Source organism: Gilvibacter sp. SZ-19, from assembly GCF_002163875.1.
In the GTDB taxonomy this organism is placed as follows: Bacteria; Bacteroidota; Bacteroidia; order Flavobacteriales; family Flavobacteriaceae; genus Gilvibacter.
Genome location: NZ_CP019333.1, coordinates 12,255 through 30,315 on the forward strand (window position 1 = coordinate 12,255; position 18,061 = coordinate 30,315).

Sequence of the window (18,061 nt, forward strand, 5' to 3'; positions counted from 1 at the left end):
TTATGATCGCCATTATTAAACGTGAAATCGCATCCTTCTTTTCCTCGGCAGTAGGCTATTTAGTGATCGGTGTTTTTTTAGTGGTCAACGGTTTATTCCTTTGGGTCTTTGACGGCCCATTCAACATACTGTACGCAGGATTTGCAGATCTGGCCAGCTTTTTTCAGCTCGCTCCGTGGATCCTGGTGTTTTTGATCCCAGCCGTGAGCATGCGCAGTTTTAGTGAGGAAAAAAGAAGTGGGACCCTAGAACTTTTACTCACCAAACCCATTAGCACTAGTGGCCTGGTCTTAGCAAAATACCTGGGAATACTTGTGCTGCTTATCATAAGCCTCCTCCCAACACTCTTGTATTTATTGAGTTTAGAGAGCTTAAAGATAGACGCAGACCTGCTGGATTACGGCAGCATCTTTGGCTCGTATTTAGGTCTCTTTCTGCTCATGGCCGCCTTTGCGAGCATAGGAGTACTTGCCAGTAGTTTGACCAGCAACCAGATCGTTGCCTTCCTTTTTGGCGTTATTGGTTGCTTCGGAGCTTATTTTGGCTTGCAAGGTCTCGCTGAGAGTTTAGGATCTGGCTCTGGATTACTCAACGACCTAGGCATGCAATGGCGTTATGAAGATCTGGGCCGCGGCGTGGTAGACTTTAAGCATTTGTTCTATTTCCTCGCCTTTATTCTGCTGATGTTGACGGGCACCGAGATGGCCTTACTTCAAGGCAGAAAGCGGATTCAGCCCAAACAATTTATAAAACCAACGCTGCTGTTTGTCGTTTTGGTGAGTGCCTCATTTGTTTTACCGAGCAAGCGTTTTGACCTCACCGCAGACAAACGCTACAGCCTAAACGAAGCTACAGAGCAGCTACTTGAAAAGGCAGAAGCCCCTTTGAATGTTACCGTCTTTTTGGAGGGGGAATTCCCTGCGGAGTTTCGCAAGCTTCAAGCGGAGACCAAACAATTGTTGCAAGGGTTTAAAAGTGTAAACAGACGGGTAAACTTTGAGTTTGTCAATGTGTTGGAAGACGAAGAGAATCCGGAGCAAGTACAACAGCAATTGGCCAATATGGGAATCTTACCGGCCCGCGCCACGGTTCGGCAAGCAGGACAGACCAAACAAGAATTGGTCTATCCTTGGGCGCTTGCCAACTATCAGGATAAAACGGTGGCTGTGCCACTGCTTAAGAATCAATTGGGCACCACCATGGAAGAACGCGTGCTCAATTCCATTCAAAATTTGGAATACGCTTTCGCCGATGGCTTTTCAAAGGTGATCGAGCCCAAAAAACGCAAGGTGGCCGTGCTTAAAGGTAATGGTCAATTACAAGATGCCTATATAGCCGATTTCTTTAGAAGCCTGCGCGACTACTATTTTATTGCAGAATTCACACTGGATTCGGTGGCGAGCAATCCTGGCGGAACCCTATCAAAGCTCAATGAGTTTGACCTTATAGTATCTGCAAAACCTACGCAGCGCTTCAATCCGGCGGAAAAATATATCCTAGATCAGTATCAGATGCAAGGTGGAAAAAGCTTGTGGTTGGTAGATGCTATCACTATGGAGACCGACAGTTTGCAGCTGAGTGGCGAGTATTTAGCCACTCCAAAGGATCTGAACCTGACCGATTTCTTTTTTAAATACGGCGTGCGTATCAATCCAAACCTTGTACAGGATGTCTATGCGGCGCCCTTGGTCTTGGCAACAGGAAACGGTCAAGAATCGCAATATGAGCGTTATCCTTGGTTTTATACCCCGCTTACCGCTAGTGGCATAGAACACCCAATAACGACCAATATAGAAGCGGTGAAATTGCAATACCCTTCTGGTATAGACACCTTAGAAAATGGAATTTCTAAGACTGTATTGTTGAGTAGCTCGCCGCTCTCTGCTATTCGTGGCGTGCCGAATCTAGTTCGATTGGAAGAAATTGAAGGCTTTTTAAAGACCGTTGGCGAAGGCCCGGACCCAGCCGTGTTCAATGCGGGCGAGATCCCGATGGCGGTGCTTTTAGAAGGTGCTTTCACCTCTGTTTTCATGAACAGACAGAAGCCTTATAATTACGCCGGCCACAAAGATCAAGGAGTAGCCTCCAAGATGGTAGTGGTAAGCGATGGAGATCTTATCAGAAACGATTTACAAGCCAACAGACCCTTAGAATTAGGTTACGACCGACTTACCGGAAACTTCTACGGGAACAAGGAATTCTTGCTCAATACGGTCAATTATCTCTTGGACGATAGCGGACTTATAAACATTCGATCCAAAGAAATCAAGCTGGCCTTTTTGGATCAGCAGAAAATTGCAAGAGACGCCACGCTGTGGCAGGCGCTAAACATCTTGTTACCACTCACTTTGCTAGCCTTGATAGGTTTCTTCTACCGTTGGAACAGACGCCGAAAATACGCCCGCTAGTTGTTAATAAATTAGTTTCCGCAATCGGCAGTGATGCGATATATTTGTAATTAGAGCGAATTCGACTTCGCGCAGTCAATCACGATAGTTACAACGAATGAAATTCATAGTATCAAGCACCTATTTACTAAAGCAATTACAAGTATTGGGCGGTATCATTAACAACAACAATACCCTTCCGATATTAGATAACTTTTTATTCGATCTGGATGGTAATGCACTTACCGTTTCTGCATCCGATCTGGAAACAACCATAAGCGCCCAATTGGAAGTAGAGAGCAGTGAAAGCGGACAGGTTTGTATTCCTGCACGTTTGCTGCTGGACACCTTGAAGACCTTTCCGGAGCAGCCATTAACTTTTACTGTAGAAGACAACAACACTGTTGAGATCAGTTCTAACCACGGGAAGTACGCACTGGCTTATGCAGATGGAGCAGAATTCCCATCGGCCATTGCGCTAAGTGATCCAAACACTACCGAGATCATGGGCGATGTATTAGCTACGGCTATAAGCAAGACCATCTTTGCTAGCGGCAACGATGATCTGCGTCCAGTAATGAGCGGTGTTTTCTTTCAGTTCGATACCGATAAATTGACTTTCGTGGCTACGGATGCGCACAAGCTCGTAAAATACGAACGCGCTGATGTTGCTGCCGCCGCTGCTGCGGAGTTCATCATGCCTAAGAAGCCGCTTAATCTGCTCAAGAGTATTCTGGCAGGCAGCGAAGAAATGGTAAAGGTAGAGTACAACGAATCCAACGCTAAATTTAGTTTCGATAACACCACCTTGATCTGTCGTTTGATAGACGGTAAATATCCAAACTACGAAGCAGTGATCCCTAAGGAGAATCCGAATAAATTGACCATAGACCGCAACCAATTCCTTAACTCGGTAAAGCGTGTTTCTATTTTCAGTAACAAAACAACCCACCAAATTCGCTTAAAGATCGCCGGTGCAGAGCTCAATATCTCTGCAGAGGATATCGATTACAGTAACAAAGCCGAAGAACGCCTTACCTGTGATTATCAGGGAGACGATATGCAAATTGGCTTCAATTCCAGATTTCTAACAGAAATGCTGGGCAACCTAAACAGTACAGACGTCTCTTTGGAGATGTCGCTTCCGAACCGCGCAGGAATTCTTACCCCTGTGGATGGTTTGGATGAGGGCGAGCAGGTAACTATGCTTGTCATGCCGGTTATGTTGAATAACTAACCGTTTTCAGTGTTAATTAAAAAAGCCGCTTCCTAACAGAAGCGGCTTTTTACTTTTTTATACCTTAATCTATTTGATCAATTGTAAGGTAAATGGATATTCAAAGTATTCTCCATTACTGGCTTTGATTCCTCCAATGATTGGAAGTACTAATGTGAGTAGCCCTATACCGAGTAACATCAAGATACCTAGTCCGAATAAGAAGATACAAGGAATTGACACTATGGCCGCCAAGAACATGGTGATCTGAAAGTTCATGATCTGTTTCCCGTGTCTGTCTATCGCTGTATCGCGATCGCGTTGTGAAAGCCAGATAACTAGCGGCACGATGATACCTCCCAATCCTGAAACTAAATTCAGTAGCTGAGATAAGTGCATAATGACTACTAATTGACTGTTAGATTTTGTGTTGCTGTCGTTTAAAACTTCCATGGGGTTATAGAAATAAGTTTATTAAAACATAGTGTCCGAACAAAAAACCGAGAGCAAAGAGCGCTACAATGAGGCCCAATTGCTTGAGTTTGGAAGTTGGATGCTCTGTTTTCATGAGTTGGATTTTGCCTTATTAGTCGTGGGGGCGAAAAAATGTTACACAAGTCAGTATCTGTACTGTTGGGCTAAATGGCTATTTTTGCGCTGTGATACCTCAAGAAACCATTGTTGCCCTAGCAACTCCGCCTGGAACAGGAGCTATAGCTGTTATTCGCCTTTCTGGAGCCGATGCCATAGCTATCGCAGACAGACTCTTTGTTTCTGTTCACGGCAAACAGTTGCAAAAGCAGAAGACACATACCGCGCACCTAGGCCATATAGTAGCCGACGGTAAGACTGTTGATGAAGTACTGGCCTTACTCTATAAAGGCCCTACCTCGTATACGGGAGAAGATGTGGTGGAGTTTTCTTGTCATGGATCCCCTTATATACAACAAAAGATCATCAATTTGGCTCTGGCTAATGGTTGTCGGGCTGCAAAACCTGGAGAATTCACCTTGCGCGCTTTTGTAAATGGTAAGATGGATTTGAGCCAGGCAGAAGCGGTGGCAGATCTGATCGCTTCAGACAGCGAAGCGGCCCATCAGGTGGCTATGCAACAGATGCGCGGTGGCTTTTCAGAGGAGATCAAAAACCTGCGTCAAGAATTGCTGAACTTTGCTTCGCTTATAGAATTGGAGCTCGATTTTAGTGAAGAAGACGTAGAATTTGCAGATCGGACAGCCTTTGAGTCCTTATTAGAACGCCTACAGGCTGTTCTTAAACGCTTGGTAGATAGTTTCGCTATAGGAAATGTTATTAAACACGGCATTCCCGTTGCCATAGTTGGAGCTCCCAATGTTGGAAAATCTACACTGCTGAATGCCTTACTGAACGAAGAACGCGCTATAGTTTCCGATATAGCCGGAACCACAAGAGATACTGTAGAAGATGAGATCAGTGTTGGTGGCCTTAATTTTAGATTCATAGATACAGCCGGTATACGCGCCACTGAAGATACCATAGAACAGATCGGTATAGCCCGAACCTTCGAAAAGATCAATCAGGCACAGGTGATCATATATCTGATGGAAGCTAGTGCCGTGCTCGACGAGTCTCAAGAGCTCAAGCAGCAATTGCGAGAACTCAAAGAGAAACATCCGCAGAAACCCTTATTGATAGTGGCAAACAAACTCGATCTACTGCCAAGCCAAAAGCAGTCCGCAGTAATTCAGCTTTTAAAAGAAGCAACAGCAGACTTACCGCAAACCCAGGAGATCGCCATGTCCGCAAAAGAAAAAGCGGGCGTAGAAGCCTTGCAGAACGGCTTGTTGGAATTTGTGAATACTGGAGCTTTAAAGAACGATCAATCCATAGTGACCAACAGCCGCCACTACGATGCCTTACTTAAAGCCCTAGAAGAGATCACCAAAGTGCGCGAAGGCATGGAAGCCAATTTGAGTGGCGATCTATTGGCTATAGACATTAGACAAGCCTTATATCACCTCGGAGAGATCACTGGTGAGATCACCAACGACGAGCTTTTGGGAAACATCTTTGCCAACTTCTGCATAGGAAAATAGATATTAATTTTATTTGGTTTCATTTGTATTCAAATGACTGTAAATCAAATAATTGTTAAAAACTTTTTGTGTCTTACTTTCCTTTGATTTAATAATATTCATACTTTTATTGTGTCTCATGTGTGTCGCATAATTAACGAGACACAAAAAAATGTGTCATTATGATAAAAGTTCATTTAAGAAAGAAGAAATTAAGGACAGGAAAACTAAGTCTATATATTGAATATTATAAAGGCATACAAACCCTAGAAAGCGGAAAAATTAAACACCTTAGAGATTATGAGTATTTACAACTCTATTTAGTTGCTAATCCAAAATCAGCCATTGAAAAGAAGAAGAATAAAGAGCAACTCCAATTAGCTGAGCAAATTCTTGCAATCAGGAAAGCAGAAGTTTACCAAGGAAAGTATAGGATTCGGAGTGAACATAAAGGTAAGACCACTTTATTAGACTTTTATGAACAAAAAAAAGAGGAGCGTTATGAGACAAAAGGAAATTATGACAATTGGGAAGCAGCACAAAAGCATTTAGAAAAGTATTGTCCAAAGCATATTACCTTTAATGACGTAGATATTGATTTTATAAAAGGGTTCAAAAAATATTTGAATACGGTTGCAGTAACTAAAGGAAATAAGAAGCTGGCACAAAATACAAAACACACTTACTTTAATAAGTTTAAAGCTGCGTTGCGAGCTGCTTTTGACGAAGGCTATATGAAAGAAAACCTAATAACAAAGGTCAAAGGGTTTACTATGGGGGAATCCAAAAGAGAATATTTAACTTCTGAAGAATTGCAAAGACTTTCGAGAACCCCTTGTGAAGTTAATGTATTAAAGTCTGCCTTTTTATTTTCTGCACTTACCGGTATAAGATGGTCGGATATCAATAAATTAACCTGGTCTGAAGTTAGAAATGAGGGAATAGATAGTTCAGGAAATGAAATCTTTCGTATCATTTTCAAGCAGAAAAAAACGGAAGGAATGGAATACTTATATATTTCTAAACAGGCAAGGGAATTACTTGGAGAACGCAAAGAGTCAAATGATCGTGTATTTACCAATCTTCATTATAGTGCCCATATGAATTTAAAGTTATTGCGATGGTGTATGTTCGCAGGTATCACTAAACATATCACTTTTCATTCCGCCAGGCATACAAATGCTGTTCTACTTTTAGAAAATGGAGCTGACATTTATACAGTTTCCAAAAGACTAGGACACAAAGAAATAAGAACTACAGAGATTTATGCCAAAATTATTGATAAAAAAATGAAAGAAGCTGCGCATTTAGTGCCGAAACTAGAACTTGAAAACGTTGAATAAGACTATTTTTAGGTTTTTGCTGTTTATAACTTCATGTTTCATCATTTAGGCCCATTTTATTTACTTTCAAATCAAACGCTTTACAACTTTAATTTATGAGCTTCATGAATTTTGGATTCATTTGCACTTAAATAAATGTATTTGACTGTTTATCAATTATTTGTGAATAAAAAAATTAAACAAAACCAACCTTATACCTTCTTTCTTTTTACTTTTATTTCAAGAATTCAACAAAAAGAAACGAAGCGCTTTGTTCATTATTAATCTATAAATAGAAGAAAATGGACAATATTAAACTAGAAGAAAAACTCGATAGAATTGAGAGCTTATTATTAGGCTCTAAACAAGTACTTACTTTGGAAGAAGCGTGTGATTATACGGGTATATCACGCAGCTATCTCTATAAATTAACTTCCGCTGGTATTATTCCTCACAGTAAACCAAATGGTAAAATGATATTTTTTGATATCAATCGCCTAAATGAATGGCTTTTACGGAATGACCGAAAATCTAAATGTGAAATAGAGAACATGGCATTAGACTATGTTTTAAAGAAAAAATAAACATCTAATTCACATCATCATGAAGGCAATACCATATATAAGAGTAGGAACCTCCTATTATAAAAAAGTCCAAGCACCTACCATCGCAGGGCATTTTAATGAAATACTGGTATCATGGAGTATTGAAACCATACGACAGGATCACGGAAAATCTTATTTAAGTAAAATCTCAAAGTATGATGGATTTACTTGTATACCAAATCATGTTGATTTTAAACAAGAATATAAAGGTTTTTATAACATCTACTCCCCCCTTAGCAAAACGCCAAAGAAAGGTTCAATTGAAACTACCCTGCATTTTGTAAAACACATCTTTGGCAAACAATATGAACTAGGGCTGGACTATCTGCAATTATTATATGTAAAACCTATTCAAGTACTACCTATTCTTTGTCTGGTATCTAAAGAGCGTTCAACCGGGAAAAGTACATTTCTTAAATGGCTAAAAGAAATCTTTGATAACAACCTTACTTATCTTACTAATGATAGCTTTAGTAGTCAGTTCAATGCTGATTGGGCCAACAAATTATTGATCTGCATTGATGAAGTGCTCTTTAACAAGGAAGAACTTACAGAACGTATTAAATATTTGAGTACTACCAATATCAATAAGCTAGAGGCGAAAGGAAAAGATAAACGTGAAGTCGAATTCTTCGGGAAGTTTATCCTTTGTAGCAATAATGAAGATAACTTCATTAAAATTGATGCTAACGAAACCCGGTTCTGGGTAATCAAAGTACCAACCATTGAAAAAGAGCATACGGATTATCTGGAAAAGCTAATTTCTGAAATCCCTGCCTTTCTCTATTTTCTTAAACACAGGCAGCTCTCTACGAAACATTTAACTCGAATGTGGTTCGCACCACAGCAAATCAAAACAGTTGCTTTGAAAAAATTAGTTCAACACAATCGCAATCGTGTTGAAAAGGAATTGGCCAGTATCATTTTAAGTGTCATGGAAAAATTTGATTTAGAAAAGGTACACCTATGCCCTATTGATGCCTTACATGCACTTAATAAAACAAGGGTCAAAACAGATTTAACACAACTTCGAAGATTATTAAAAAAGGATTGGAAATTAAAGAACCAGGACAACTCCAACAAATATCAAAAGTTTGTGATTTGGAGTGATGGAGATATGGATTTAAAAGATGCAAAAGGACGCTATTTTACTATAGAAAGGCCTTTCCTAGTCCAAAATTTTGATGAATCGATGACAGATTGAGCCGAAGCCAGTGTTTATGGGGCTTAAGACCGTCATCACTTTGTCATCATTCTGTCATCAAAATAAAAAGTGATGACAGAAAAAGACTTAAAAAACTCAAAAATGATGACGTGATGACAAAACGATGACAGGGAAAACTCAATGTTTATAAGCCTTTCAGAGGTATTGTCATCAAATCATCAAAAATGTTCTAAAAAATGAAGAGCTCATGAAAAAAGAAAAAATAAACTGTAAAAAAGCTCGAAATATTTGCCTACTCCAGGTGTTGGCAAAATTTGAGCATTTTCCCAAAAAGGAATCGGAAAAAGAAGCTTGGTTTCTAAGTCCATTACGGTCAGAAACACAAGCCTCTTTTAAAGTATCTAAAATAAAGAATAGATGGTATGATCATGGGTTAGGGATTGGAGGAAATGTCATAGACTTAATCATCGAAATTTTGAATTGTTCTGTTAGGGAAGCGTTGGGCTTTTTAAACAATGAAGCTTCCGTCTTCTCTTTTCAACAGCAACCAGTTTTTAAAGAAAAAAATGCAGGTTTAATCATATTAAAGGTTCGGCTAATTCAGCACCCGGGGTTGATAAATTATATGGCCTCAAGAAAAATACCATTGGTCACAGCCAAGAATTATTGTCAAGAAGTCTGGTATCAAAATAATGACAAGACATATTTTGCTCTAGGTTTACAAAATAATGATGGAGGGTGGGAATTGCGAAACAAATACTACAAAACATCAACTTCACCCAAAACATTTAGCCATCTAAATAAGGGGCATAAAAGTTTATTGGTTACCGAAGGGATGTTTGATCTGTTATCCCTTGATAGTATGTTACAAGAGAAAATAAAAGAAGTTGATCTATTAGTGCTTAATTCAGTTGCCTTTGCAAATAATGCTGTTCCTACACTAATGAATTATGAAAAAATCCTTCTCTATTTAGACAATGACCGATCGGGTGATTTGGTAACAAACTATCTATTGGATGCATGTCCACAATCACATGATTGCAGGGAGTTTTACAAAGGATATAAAGATGCAAATGAAAAGCTGATGTCATGGATTTAAGAACAAAAAAACATAACTCAAAAACAGTTGTGAAAACTGTACTTCAGTTAACTCAAGAGCATTTAAAAGATGGCGATACTATTCTTTTAGATATCGGTGAAAAAGATTTGTTGGAAACAAATTCGAGATGTGTGCCTGTGGGCACAATCTCGATTACTCCCGATGGTCGCAATGAAAAAAAGAGTCGGTTTAAGAGGAAAACCGAAGTGATCAAATTTAGGTGTACTTCCATGGAAAAAAAGTTATTGAAGAACAGGGCGAAACGATCTGGGTTGACACTCAGTGAATATTTTAGAAGAGTAGCGTTTGAAAAGAAGATTACTGAGCGCTTGACCGAAGATGAGATTATTATTTATAGCACCTTGGTTAAGTTTCATAACAACTTTAAGTCCATTGGAAATATGTATCGCAAACGAAATCCAAAACTTACCGAAGAAGTATATCGATTAGCTAATGAGATAAAAACACATTTACAAAAGTTATCGCAATGATAGGAAAAGGAAAAGCCATTGCACATACTCAAGCTTCGGTAGCCTATGGATGGAATCAGGAAAAGGGAGCTGAAGTTGTATTTAAGCAAGAACTGGTTGGTGATAGTCCTGCTGAAATTACTCAGGAATTTAAAATGGTCCAGGACCAGAACTATCATTGTCAAAAAAATACACTGTCCTTTGTGATCAGCCCGACCATAGAAGATGGAAAACGATTACAACAAAAAGATCTTGAAATAATCTGTAAACGATTTATGAAAGAAATGAAACTGGAGCAACGACAGGCCATAGCATTTGTTCATAGAAATAAAGAGCATACTCATATCCACTTATATGTAAATCGTATTGATTTTCGAGGTGTAGCCTATAATGATAGTTTCATTGGAAAACGCAGTCAATATGCCGCTGAAAGAGTTGCGGAGCAAATGCAATTAACTACCGTCAAACAAGTACAGTTCGAAAAAGAGTTTTTATTGAAGGAGGTTCGACAGGAAATCAAACGAAGACATGAACTGACCTTAAAACAATTTACCACAAAGAATTTTGAGGATTATATAAAAGCCATGCAAACCAATGGTGTAAAAGTATTGCCAAGTATCAATAAAGCAGGAAATATTCAAGGGTTTCGCTTTGAATTCAACGGTTATAATTTGAAAGGTAGCGAAGTGCATCGTAGCATGACCGGTGGCAACATTGGGCAACGACTTTATGGTCGGTCAAATAAAGTCATAAAAAACATAGCTCCAATAAAAGTGTTGGATAAAGCTATTCCTTTAGCTCCAAGATTGGTTTTAAGTATTGCAAAGAAAATTACAAAACAAGTTGTGAAACATTCTATAGACGTAGGGATTGGAATTTAAAAAGATTAAAAATATGACTAGAGCTAAAGAATATATGGAATTGTTAACTTCTGAAATGGAAGAATTCCGTAGTGACGTAAGCAGACTGGAAATTATTAATGATCAAATCCAAAATACAAAGGTGGCTATTGATTTGTCAGAAATAAAATCACTCTTGGAGACTTATAACAATCAACTTAAAAGGCAAAGTGAACTACAAGAAAGGCAATACAGAAGATTTGAAACCTTGTTTAAAAAAGCTGGAGTATATCCTAAATGGGCAGTTATTATTTTTATTATTGCAATCCTTATTTCAGTAGTATCATTAGTATATGCTTCTAAAACTAAAACGACCTTAGAAAAATTCAGAGGCATAAATCAAATTGAAAAGGTTATTTCTTTCTAAGATAAAGTATTTTCATTACTTATATAATTTTTGATTGCCAAAATATTAAGTATCAATTACCAAGTGCAATTTTCTTTTTCTGGCTAAACTTTTTTATAGGAAAATGATTTATTCATAATTATGATATCAATATTTTAATAAATTATTAATATTAAATCAATTAATTTTAAATTACTATATTTAATCCATAAATTTTTTAACTAACCTTTAATTACTATGGCAAACGTTTTATGGTTACAAGGGGGAGCATGTAGTGGTAACACTATGTCTTTTCTTAACGCGGAAGAACCAACCGTTGTAGAGCTCATCACTGATTTTGGTCTAAATATACTTTGGCATCCAACCACTGGATTGCAAATTGGTGACCAAGTACAGGATTTACTAAGAGATATTATTGCAGGTAAAGAGCAAATGGATATTCTTGTTTATGAAGGTTCATTAATTCAAGGACCAAATGGAACAGGATCAATGAATTATTTTGCTGACCGCCCAATGAAAGATTGGATTAAAGAATTATCTGAAGTAGCTGGCTATGTTGTTGCCATAGGAGATTGTGCTACATGGGGAGGAATTCCTGCTGTACCACCTAACCCGAGTGAATCTACTGGTTTGCAGTTTCACAAAAAAAATAAAGGAGGTTTTTTAGGCGCTAACTATGTTTCTAAAGGTGGTTTGCCAGTAATCAATATACCTGGTTGTCCTGCACATCCAGATTGGATTACCCAAATACTGGTAGCAATTGCTGTTGGTCGTATTGGTGATGTTGTAATTGATGATTATCATAGACCAAAAACATTCTTTACAGATTTTGTTCAGGATGGTTGTACTAATGTAACCAATTTTGCTCAAAAAGTAGATGGGAACTTTGGTAAACGTGGTGGTTGCCTGTTCTATGAAGTAGGATGTAGAGGACCAATGACTAGGGCAAGTTGTAACAACATATTGTGGAACAGACAATCAAGCAAAACACGTTCAAATCATCCATGTTTAGGGTGCACTGAACCAGGTTTCCCTCATCATGATCTTAAGAAAGGAAGTGTATTCAATACTATGAAGTACCTAGGTGTTTTGCCTAAAGAAGTACCTCACGGCAGAACAAAATTAGCATATTATATGGAAGCTGGCTTCCAAAAAGTTATGCCTAAGAACCGTAGAGTAATGGAAGCTTCGAAGTAACCAATTAAAACTATAGAAATGTCAGTAAAAGAATTAAATATTTCACCTGTAGGTCGCGTTGAAGGCGATTTAGATGTTAAGGTGTACATAGATAATGGTAAAGTAACTCGAGCACATACCCAAGCAGCAATGTTTCGAGGGTTTGAGAAAATTATGGCGGGTAAAGATCCACAGTCAGGTTTAATTGTAACGCCTCGAATTTGTGGTATTTGTGGAGGATCACATCTGTATTGCGCATCATCTGCTCTTGATACTGCATGGGGAACTAAACTGTCACCTAATGCTTTATTGTTAAGAGCAATAGGACAGGCTTCTGAAACTCTTCAAAGTATTCCGAGATGGTATTATGCCATTTTTGCTACAGATTTAGCTAATAAAAAATATGCCAATAAACCCCTGTATAAAGAGGTTGTAAAACGTTGGTCAGCATATGTAGGAGAAACCTTTCAAAAAGGGCTAACAGCGAGTGCCCTTCCTGTACAGATTTATGCGTTGTTTGGTGGTCAATGGCCACACTCAAGCTATATGGTACCTGGAGGTGTAATGTGTGCGCCTACTCTAAAAGATATTACAAGAGCACATGCTATTTTAGCGCAATTTAAAAATGATTGGTTAGAACCTATTTGGCTAGGTTGTTCTATTGAGCGATACATGAAAATAAAGTCGTGGGACGACATGCTAGCTTGGGTAGAAGAAAATGAGTCGCATAAAAATAGTGACTTAGGATTATTAATCAGAGCTGGTATTGAATTTGGATTAGATAAATTTGGTCAAGGCGTTGGCAAGTTCTTGGCAACAGGAACATACTTACATAAAGATATGTATAATAATCCTACTATTGAAGGAAGAAACGATGCTTTAATAAGCTCAAGCGGATTCTTTGATGGAGAAAATTGGCATGAGTTTGATCATTTAAAAGTGAGTGAGCACGTTAAGCACTCTTGGTATGATAATCAGGAAGATGGTTTACATCCGTGGGATGAGCCGTTACCAACACCCGCAAAATCTCAAGTATTACATGATACAAATTTTGATGGACAATACTCTTGGGCTAAATCACCAAGGTATGATGGCCATGCATGCGAAACAGGGCCACTTGCTCGCTGTGTGATGAATGCAAACCCTAACAATAAAGAACATCAAATTAGAGATCCTTTATTCGGAGATATTATCAAAAAATTAGGACCTAGTGTATTTACACGTGTATTGGCACGTGTACATGAAGCTCCTAGAATCTATAAATTTATCGAGCAATGGTTATCAGAAATAGACCTTGATGGTGTGTTTTATAACAAACCTATTGAAAAAGATGGAAAAGGCTTTGGTGCTACCGAAGCAGCTCGAGGTGCTTTAGCTCATTGGATAGAAATAAAAGATGGTGTTATTAAAAATTATCAGGTTATGGCACCAACCACTTGGAACGTAGGGCCTAACGATGCTAATGGAAATCCTGGACCAATTGAAAGTGCTTTAACCGGCATAGAAATTGAAGATCCAGCTGATCCTGTTGAAGTGGGTATTGTAGCCCGTTCTTTTGATTCGTGTTTAGTATGTACTGTACATGCTCATGATGAAAAAAGTGGTGTCGAATTATCGAAATTCAAGTTGTAACAGGCACAATATAAGATAGTTACATAAAACTTTCTTAAGGTAGCACTTAAGAAAGTTTTTTAATTTTAAATATATTAATATGCAAATTGCAATCATGGGTTTCGGAAACCCTGTAAGAAGTGATGATGGTGTTGGAATGTATGTCATTGAAAAACTCAAGGAGCATATTGGTGATAATGAGGCCATCAATATTTTTGATATGGGAACAGCGGCTTTTGAAGTCCTTTTTGGATTAAAAGGGCATCAAAAAATTATACTGGTAGATGCAGCTTTAAATACCAATGAACCTGTAGGAACACTTTTTAAAGTTCCTGCCGAAGAAGTTTTGAGAGCACCACAAGATGATCCTTTGGTGTTTTTGCATGGTATGAAATGGGATCAAGCATTGTCGTACGCTAAAAAGATTTTACAAGACGAGTATCCAGACGATATTCAGGTGTATTTAATTGCCATAGAAAATACGAAGTTAGAAGTAGAATTAAGTGATGCAGTTAAAGATGCAGGAGATAAAGTCGTTGAACATATACTAGAAGAATTAAAAGTTTCAGAAGTATTGTGAACGAAAAAGTAGCATTAAAGTCATCTCATATTTTTTTAGATAGTGAACTGGTAGAGAACATTTTTAAAAATATTCATTATGCCTATGTTACGTATGTAAAATCTCAAGAAAGACTACTCATAACACCCGTAAGTAGTCAATGGTTTGTGAAGATGTACAAACCAACTCAGTTTTTATTAAAATCTAGAAACCTAAAAGGCGATAGAACATTAGCAATTCGAGAAATTTTAATCGATAATGATATAAATATGACTGATAGAGTACTTGAGTATGAAATAGTGGAAAAAACAAATCTTATAAAAGTCAATATGTAATGACAAAACGTAATGATCCAAAAGATGCATGGTTATTAGATGCCGAAGTACAATATAAGATTGAAGAAATAAATAGCCGTTGGGAAGTATCATTAGTATTTATCGATACTAAGGATCCTAAACATATATTAATCAAAAAAATAGGCGATTACAGATCGAAGCGTTTGGCAGAAGTGTATGCTAGAAATATGCAACAAACAGCCGCAAAGGATATTAGAGGAACACAAAAAGTAAACAAAGATGATTACAATATTAACAGCAACTAATTTTAAAGAATCCATTCGCGAGGTAATTATGGTAGTTGATCGTTTGGACGAGTTAGTTGCTGTTGTGAGTCATCCAGAAGAAATTGATCCTACCTCTAAATTGCTGACAGTTGAAAATGACATTATCCGAGCGTCACTCGATTGGTACGACACAGAACCACCTTATATATTTCCAGAAATTACTTTTAACGCCAATAATCTTTTGGCGATTATCTTTTATAAATTAGGAAACCAGCAGAAAGTATTTGAATTTGTTTCAGAAGGTAACAGTATATATAATGATCTTTTAGTCGCTACACATCTACAGTTTGGTTACGATATTTCTGATGCGATGTTTTCTAAAATAGACACTTTAGCTAATCAAAGTATCGTTCAGCATTATGGACAATACTCTAATCGCTGTACTGTTGAAACCTTAAAAAAAATGTATGCTAAAGCCATAGATACGGAGATTCATGATGAATTAAAGGTGTTTATCGCGAAACATTACAGTAACTTGCTTTTAGATGTAAATGCCTATCAGGAAGCAGAGGAGTTGGTACGTTCGCTACAGGACAAAGCCATCTCGCCCGAATCAAAAAATGCGATGCAAATTCAATTGGCATCAGCACTCATGGCGCAATTACAACTACCTTATGAAAACGATACTTTAGATGAAATTTCAGAATTATTTCAAGAAGGTATTCATTTTTATGAGACAAGAAATCAAAATGTAAACGCAGGCTTATTGTATGTGGATGCCTCAGAAATTGCAAACTATCAGAAAGATTATATTGCTTCGAAGGATTACATAAACAAAGCCATTTTAATTTTCAAAGAAGCTGATATTCCAGAATTTTTAGGGGAAGCAGGTTTGCGGAAAGCCACGCTACTTTATACCTGGAGTAAAAACGGAAGCCCGCAATATTACAAACCTGCTATAAATGCCTTTCAGGACACGTTAAAAGTCTTTAAGCGAGAGACACATCCTCAAAAGTTTGCACATGTGCATCATAATTTAGCGTTGATCTATTCGGAAATCCCTGTATCTTCAGAAGAAAAACCTATTTGGACAGCCTTTTGCGCCTCATCATTTAAGGAAGTATTGAAGTTTTACACCAAAGAAGATTATCCTTACGAGTTTGCCATGGCAAGTCATAATTATGCTACTGCTTTAATGAGTTTTCCTGTAGCCAAATTGCACAACAATTTAGATAAAGCCTTTGGTATGTTTGAAGATGCTTTGAGTGTTAGAACAGCAGCTAGCTATCCTTTTGAGCGCGCTTTGACTTTAGTAAACCAATTAGAGCTCTACTGGGTCATGCATAATGAAAACAGTGAAGAAGAAGCCAAAAAATACAATGCGATGCTCAATAAAGCGAATGAAATATCGCAATTGGTTACCGACAGTGCTTTAATAGAAAAGGCAAATGAACACATAGAAGCTTTAAAAAATTTAAAAACCATACTGAATTAACCATGCACGAAACATCCATCGTTAATAGCATTATGCGAACTTTAGAAATGGAGTTTGAACAAGAAAAATTGAATAAGATGAAAGCCATTCACCTTAAAGTTGGCATCTTATCGAACATTGAACCTCGATTGTTGCACAATGCCTACAGTGCTTACCATATTACGAATCCAGGCTATCATCATGTAGTGCTTCATATAGAGTCAACTGAACTAAAAATTCAGTGCGAGGTGTGCAACCATATCACAGATGTTAAAAACTATCGATTTATCTGTGATAATTGTGAAAGGCCCAGTAAAAATGTGATTCAAGGTGAAGAAATGTTAATCCATAAAGTAGAATTTGACGATTAAATGTGCATAAAAAGTACCAATTAAACAATACAATTATGAGTATAGAGAAATCCACAAAAGCGGCTCGCGGAACTGCACAATGCGAGAATACCAATATCAATTTGCTAAAGGCTAATGATTTTGTAGCCGATATTATCAAAAAGGAAATGGCAAAAAGCAACACGCTGTTGGTTAATATAACGTCCTCAGCCGGAAGCGGAAAAACTACGCTGATGCAAAAAACAGCAGAAAAGCTAAAAGACAAGCTAAATATGGCCGTTATGGTGGGTGATTTGGAAACCGAGCGTGATGCTGAGCGCATAAGAGAAACGGGCATTTTTGCATTGCAAATCGTAACTGGAGGTATTTGTCATTTGGAAGCCCAAATGATTCATCAGGTGTTAGATCAGTTTGATTTACCAAATATCGATCTGCTTTTTATTGAAAATGTAGGAAACTTGGTGTGCCCTGCTTCTTTTGATTTAGGTGAGGATTACCGTGTTACTTTAATGGCTACTACCGAAGGTGATGATAAACCAAAAAAGTATCCACGCATGTTTTTAACAAGCGATATGATGCTCGTTTCTAAAGCTGATTTGCTACCTTATTTACCCTTCTCTGTAGAAGCAGTGACTAAAGATGCAAGAGAAGTTAATCACGAATTAGAAGTGTTACAAATTTCGTCTTTATCTGAAGAAGGCATAGACGAATGGTGTGATTGGTTAGTACAAAAAGTTAAACAAAAGCAGCAAACTTAATGTTTTAT

19 protein-coding genes are annotated in these 18,061 nt (G+C 37.8%); 18 read left to right on the top strand and 1 reads right to left on the bottom strand.

The features are described 5' to 3' along the window. Nucleotides 1-2: 2 nt before the first annotated feature. Both gldG and dnaN read left to right on the top strand, forming a co-directional pair. On the top strand, nucleotides 3-2,408 hold the full coding sequence (gene gldG, locus BTO09_RS00060; RefSeq protein ID WP_087522706.1) for a gliding motility-associated ABC transporter substrate-binding protein GldG: 2,406 nt from the start codon (nucleotides 3-5) through the stop codon (nucleotides 2,406-2,408). A gap of 97 nt (nucleotides 2,409-2,505) precedes the next feature. After that, nucleotides 2,506-3,624 (top strand): DNA polymerase III subunit beta, encoded by a 1,119-nt coding sequence (gene dnaN / locus BTO09_RS00065; protein ID WP_087522707.1) that lies wholly within the window; start codon nucleotides 2,506-2,508, stop codon nucleotides 3,622-3,624. Between the two features lie 69 nt (nucleotides 3,625-3,693). On the opposite strand, the gene BTO09_RS00070 is transcribed toward dnaN, so the two are convergent. Then, nucleotides 3,694-4,056 carry a DUF4870 domain-containing protein gene (locus tag BTO09_RS00070; RefSeq protein WP_087522708.1) on the bottom strand — a complete coding sequence of 121 codons (363 nt, stop codon included), beginning with the start codon at nucleotides 4,054-4,056 and terminating at the stop codon, nucleotides 3,694-3,696. A gap of 206 nt (nucleotides 4,057-4,262) precedes the next feature. On the opposite strand from BTO09_RS00070, the gene mnmE reads away from it, so the two are divergent. The 16 genes from mnmE to hypB all read left to right on the top strand — a co-directional run bounded on the left by mnmE (nucleotide 4,263) and on the right by hypB (nucleotide 18,053). Beyond that, nucleotides 4,263-5,678, top strand: coding sequence for a tRNA uridine-5-carboxymethylaminomethyl(34) synthesis GTPase MnmE (mnmE, locus tag BTO09_RS00075; RefSeq protein ID WP_087522709.1), 1,416 nt, complete (start codon nucleotides 4,263-4,265; stop codon nucleotides 5,676-5,678). A gap of 164 nt (nucleotides 5,679-5,842) precedes the next feature. After that, the gene (locus BTO09_RS00080; protein ID WP_087525445.1) at nucleotides 5,843-7,000 is read left to right on the top strand and encodes a site-specific integrase; all 1,158 of its coding nucleotides are present in this window, start codon (nucleotides 5,843-5,845) and stop codon (nucleotides 6,998-7,000) included. Nucleotides 7,001-7,281: 281 nt separating this feature from the next. Continuing rightward, a complete protein-coding gene (locus BTO09_RS00085; RefSeq protein WP_087522710.1) occupies nucleotides 7,282-7,563 on the top strand; it encodes an AlpA family transcriptional regulator in 282 nt (93 codons plus the stop codon). 19 nt (nucleotides 7,564-7,582) lie between these two features. Then, nucleotides 7,583-8,788, top strand: coding sequence for a primase-helicase family protein (locus tag BTO09_RS00090; protein WP_087522711.1), 1,206 nt, complete (start codon nucleotides 7,583-7,585; stop codon nucleotides 8,786-8,788). 208 nt (nucleotides 8,789-8,996) lie between these two features. Then, the gene (locus BTO09_RS00095) at nucleotides 8,997-9,848 is read left to right on the top strand and encodes a toprim domain-containing protein (RefSeq protein WP_087522712.1); all 852 of its coding nucleotides are present in this window, start codon (nucleotides 8,997-8,999) and stop codon (nucleotides 9,846-9,848) included. After that, the gene (mbpA, locus tag BTO09_RS14540; RefSeq protein WP_232454975.1) at nucleotides 9,839-10,339 is read left to right on the top strand and encodes a mobilization protein MbpA; all 501 of its coding nucleotides are present in this window, start codon (nucleotides 9,839-9,841) and stop codon (nucleotides 10,337-10,339) included. Before BTO09_RS00095 ends, mbpA begins: the two co-directional genes overlap by 10 nt. Next, a complete protein-coding gene (locus tag BTO09_RS00105) occupies nucleotides 10,336-11,199 on the top strand; it encodes a relaxase/mobilization nuclease domain-containing protein (protein ID WP_087522713.1) in 864 nt (287 codons plus the stop codon). Before mbpA ends, BTO09_RS00105 begins: the two co-directional genes overlap by 4 nt. Nucleotides 11,200-11,212: 13 nt before the next feature. Beyond that, a complete protein-coding gene (locus BTO09_RS00110) occupies nucleotides 11,213-11,584 on the top strand; it encodes a DUF6730 family protein (protein WP_087522714.1) in 372 nt (123 codons plus the stop codon). A gap of 216 nt (nucleotides 11,585-11,800) precedes the next feature. Continuing rightward, nucleotides 11,801-12,760 (top strand): hydrogenase, encoded by a 960-nt coding sequence (locus tag BTO09_RS00115; RefSeq protein ID WP_087522715.1) that lies wholly within the window; start codon nucleotides 11,801-11,803, stop codon nucleotides 12,758-12,760. An 18-nt stretch (nucleotides 12,761-12,778) separates the two neighbouring features. Then, nucleotides 12,779-14,371: a nickel-dependent hydrogenase large subunit gene (locus BTO09_RS00120; RefSeq protein WP_087522716.1), complete on the top strand. Its 1,593-nt coding sequence runs from the start codon at nucleotides 12,779-12,781 to the stop codon at nucleotides 14,369-14,371. Nucleotides 14,372-14,450: 79 nt separating this feature from the next. After that, nucleotides 14,451-14,930 (top strand): hydrogenase maturation protease, encoded by a 480-nt coding sequence (locus BTO09_RS00125; protein ID WP_087522717.1) that lies wholly within the window; start codon nucleotides 14,451-14,453, stop codon nucleotides 14,928-14,930. Beyond that, nucleotides 14,927-15,244 carry a hypothetical protein gene (locus BTO09_RS00130; protein ID WP_087522718.1) on the top strand — a complete coding sequence of 106 codons (318 nt, stop codon included), beginning with the start codon at nucleotides 14,927-14,929 and terminating at the stop codon, nucleotides 15,242-15,244. Before BTO09_RS00125 ends, BTO09_RS00130 begins: the two co-directional genes overlap by 4 nt. Then, nucleotides 15,244-15,510, top strand: a complete 267-nt coding sequence (locus BTO09_RS00135; RefSeq protein ID WP_087522719.1) for a hypothetical protein — start codon at nucleotides 15,244-15,246, stop codon at nucleotides 15,508-15,510. The genes BTO09_RS00130 and BTO09_RS00135 overlap by 1 nt, the downstream gene beginning before the upstream one ends. Next, nucleotides 15,485-16,966 carry a hypothetical protein gene (locus BTO09_RS00140; protein WP_157663375.1) on the top strand — a complete coding sequence of 494 codons (1,482 nt, stop codon included), beginning with the start codon at nucleotides 15,485-15,487 and terminating at the stop codon, nucleotides 16,964-16,966. The genes BTO09_RS00135 and BTO09_RS00140 overlap by 26 nt, the downstream gene beginning before the upstream one ends. Before the next feature lie 2 nt (nucleotides 16,967-16,968). Continuing rightward, complete coding sequence (locus tag BTO09_RS00145; RefSeq protein ID WP_087522721.1) at nucleotides 16,969-17,316, top strand: hydrogenase maturation nickel metallochaperone HypA; 348 nt, start codon at nucleotides 16,969-16,971, stop codon at nucleotides 17,314-17,316. Between the two features lie 35 nt (nucleotides 17,317-17,351). After that, nucleotides 17,352-18,053, top strand: a complete 702-nt coding sequence (gene hypB, locus BTO09_RS00150) for a hydrogenase nickel incorporation protein HypB (RefSeq protein ID WP_087525447.1) — start codon at nucleotides 17,352-17,354, stop codon at nucleotides 18,051-18,053. Nucleotides 18,054-18,061: the final 8 nt, after the last annotated feature.

What these genes read in the sequence shown, in the direction of transcription:
- gldG (WP_087522706.1), top strand. Translation starts at nt 3, where the DNA reads ATGATCGCCATTATTAAACGTGAAATCGCATCCTTCTTTTCCTCGGCA.
- dnaN (WP_087522707.1), top strand. Translation starts at nt 2,506, where the DNA reads ATGAAATTCATAGTATCAAGCACCTATTTACTAAAGCAATTACAAGTA.
- BTO09_RS00070 (WP_087522708.1), bottom strand. Translation starts at nt 4,056, where the DNA reads ATGGAAGTTTTAAACGACAGCAACACAAAATCTAACAGTCAATTAGTA.
- BTO09_RS00085 (WP_087522710.1), top strand. Translation starts at nt 7,282, where the DNA reads ATGGACAATATTAAACTAGAAGAAAAACTCGATAGAATTGAGAGCTTA.
- BTO09_RS00090 (WP_087522711.1), top strand. Translation starts at nt 7,583, where the DNA reads ATGAAGGCAATACCATATATAAGAGTAGGAACCTCCTATTATAAAAAA.
- BTO09_RS00095 (WP_087522712.1), top strand. Translation starts at nt 8,997, where the DNA reads ATGAAAAAAGAAAAAATAAACTGTAAAAAAGCTCGAAATATTTGCCTA.
- mbpA (WP_232454975.1), top strand. Translation starts at nt 9,839, where the DNA reads ATGGATTTAAGAACAAAAAAACATAACTCAAAAACAGTTGTGAAAACT.
- BTO09_RS00105 (WP_087522713.1), top strand. Translation starts at nt 10,336, where the DNA reads ATGATAGGAAAAGGAAAAGCCATTGCACATACTCAAGCTTCGGTAGCC.
- BTO09_RS00110 (WP_087522714.1), top strand. Translation starts at nt 11,213, where the DNA reads ATGACTAGAGCTAAAGAATATATGGAATTGTTAACTTCTGAAATGGAA.
- BTO09_RS00115 (WP_087522715.1), top strand. Translation starts at nt 11,801, where the DNA reads ATGGCAAACGTTTTATGGTTACAAGGGGGAGCATGTAGTGGTAACACT.
- BTO09_RS00120 (WP_087522716.1), top strand. Translation starts at nt 12,779, where the DNA reads ATGTCAGTAAAAGAATTAAATATTTCACCTGTAGGTCGCGTTGAAGGC.
- BTO09_RS00125 (WP_087522717.1), top strand. Translation starts at nt 14,451, where the DNA reads ATGCAAATTGCAATCATGGGTTTCGGAAACCCTGTAAGAAGTGATGAT.
- BTO09_RS00135 (WP_087522719.1), top strand. Translation starts at nt 15,244, where the DNA reads ATGACAAAACGTAATGATCCAAAAGATGCATGGTTATTAGATGCCGAA.
- BTO09_RS00140 (WP_157663375.1), top strand. Translation starts at nt 15,485, where the DNA reads ATGATTACAATATTAACAGCAACTAATTTTAAAGAATCCATTCGCGAG.
- BTO09_RS00145 (WP_087522721.1), top strand. Translation starts at nt 16,969, where the DNA reads ATGCACGAAACATCCATCGTTAATAGCATTATGCGAACTTTAGAAATG.
- hypB (WP_087525447.1), top strand. Translation starts at nt 17,352, where the DNA reads ATGAGTATAGAGAAATCCACAAAAGCGGCTCGCGGAACTGCACAATGC.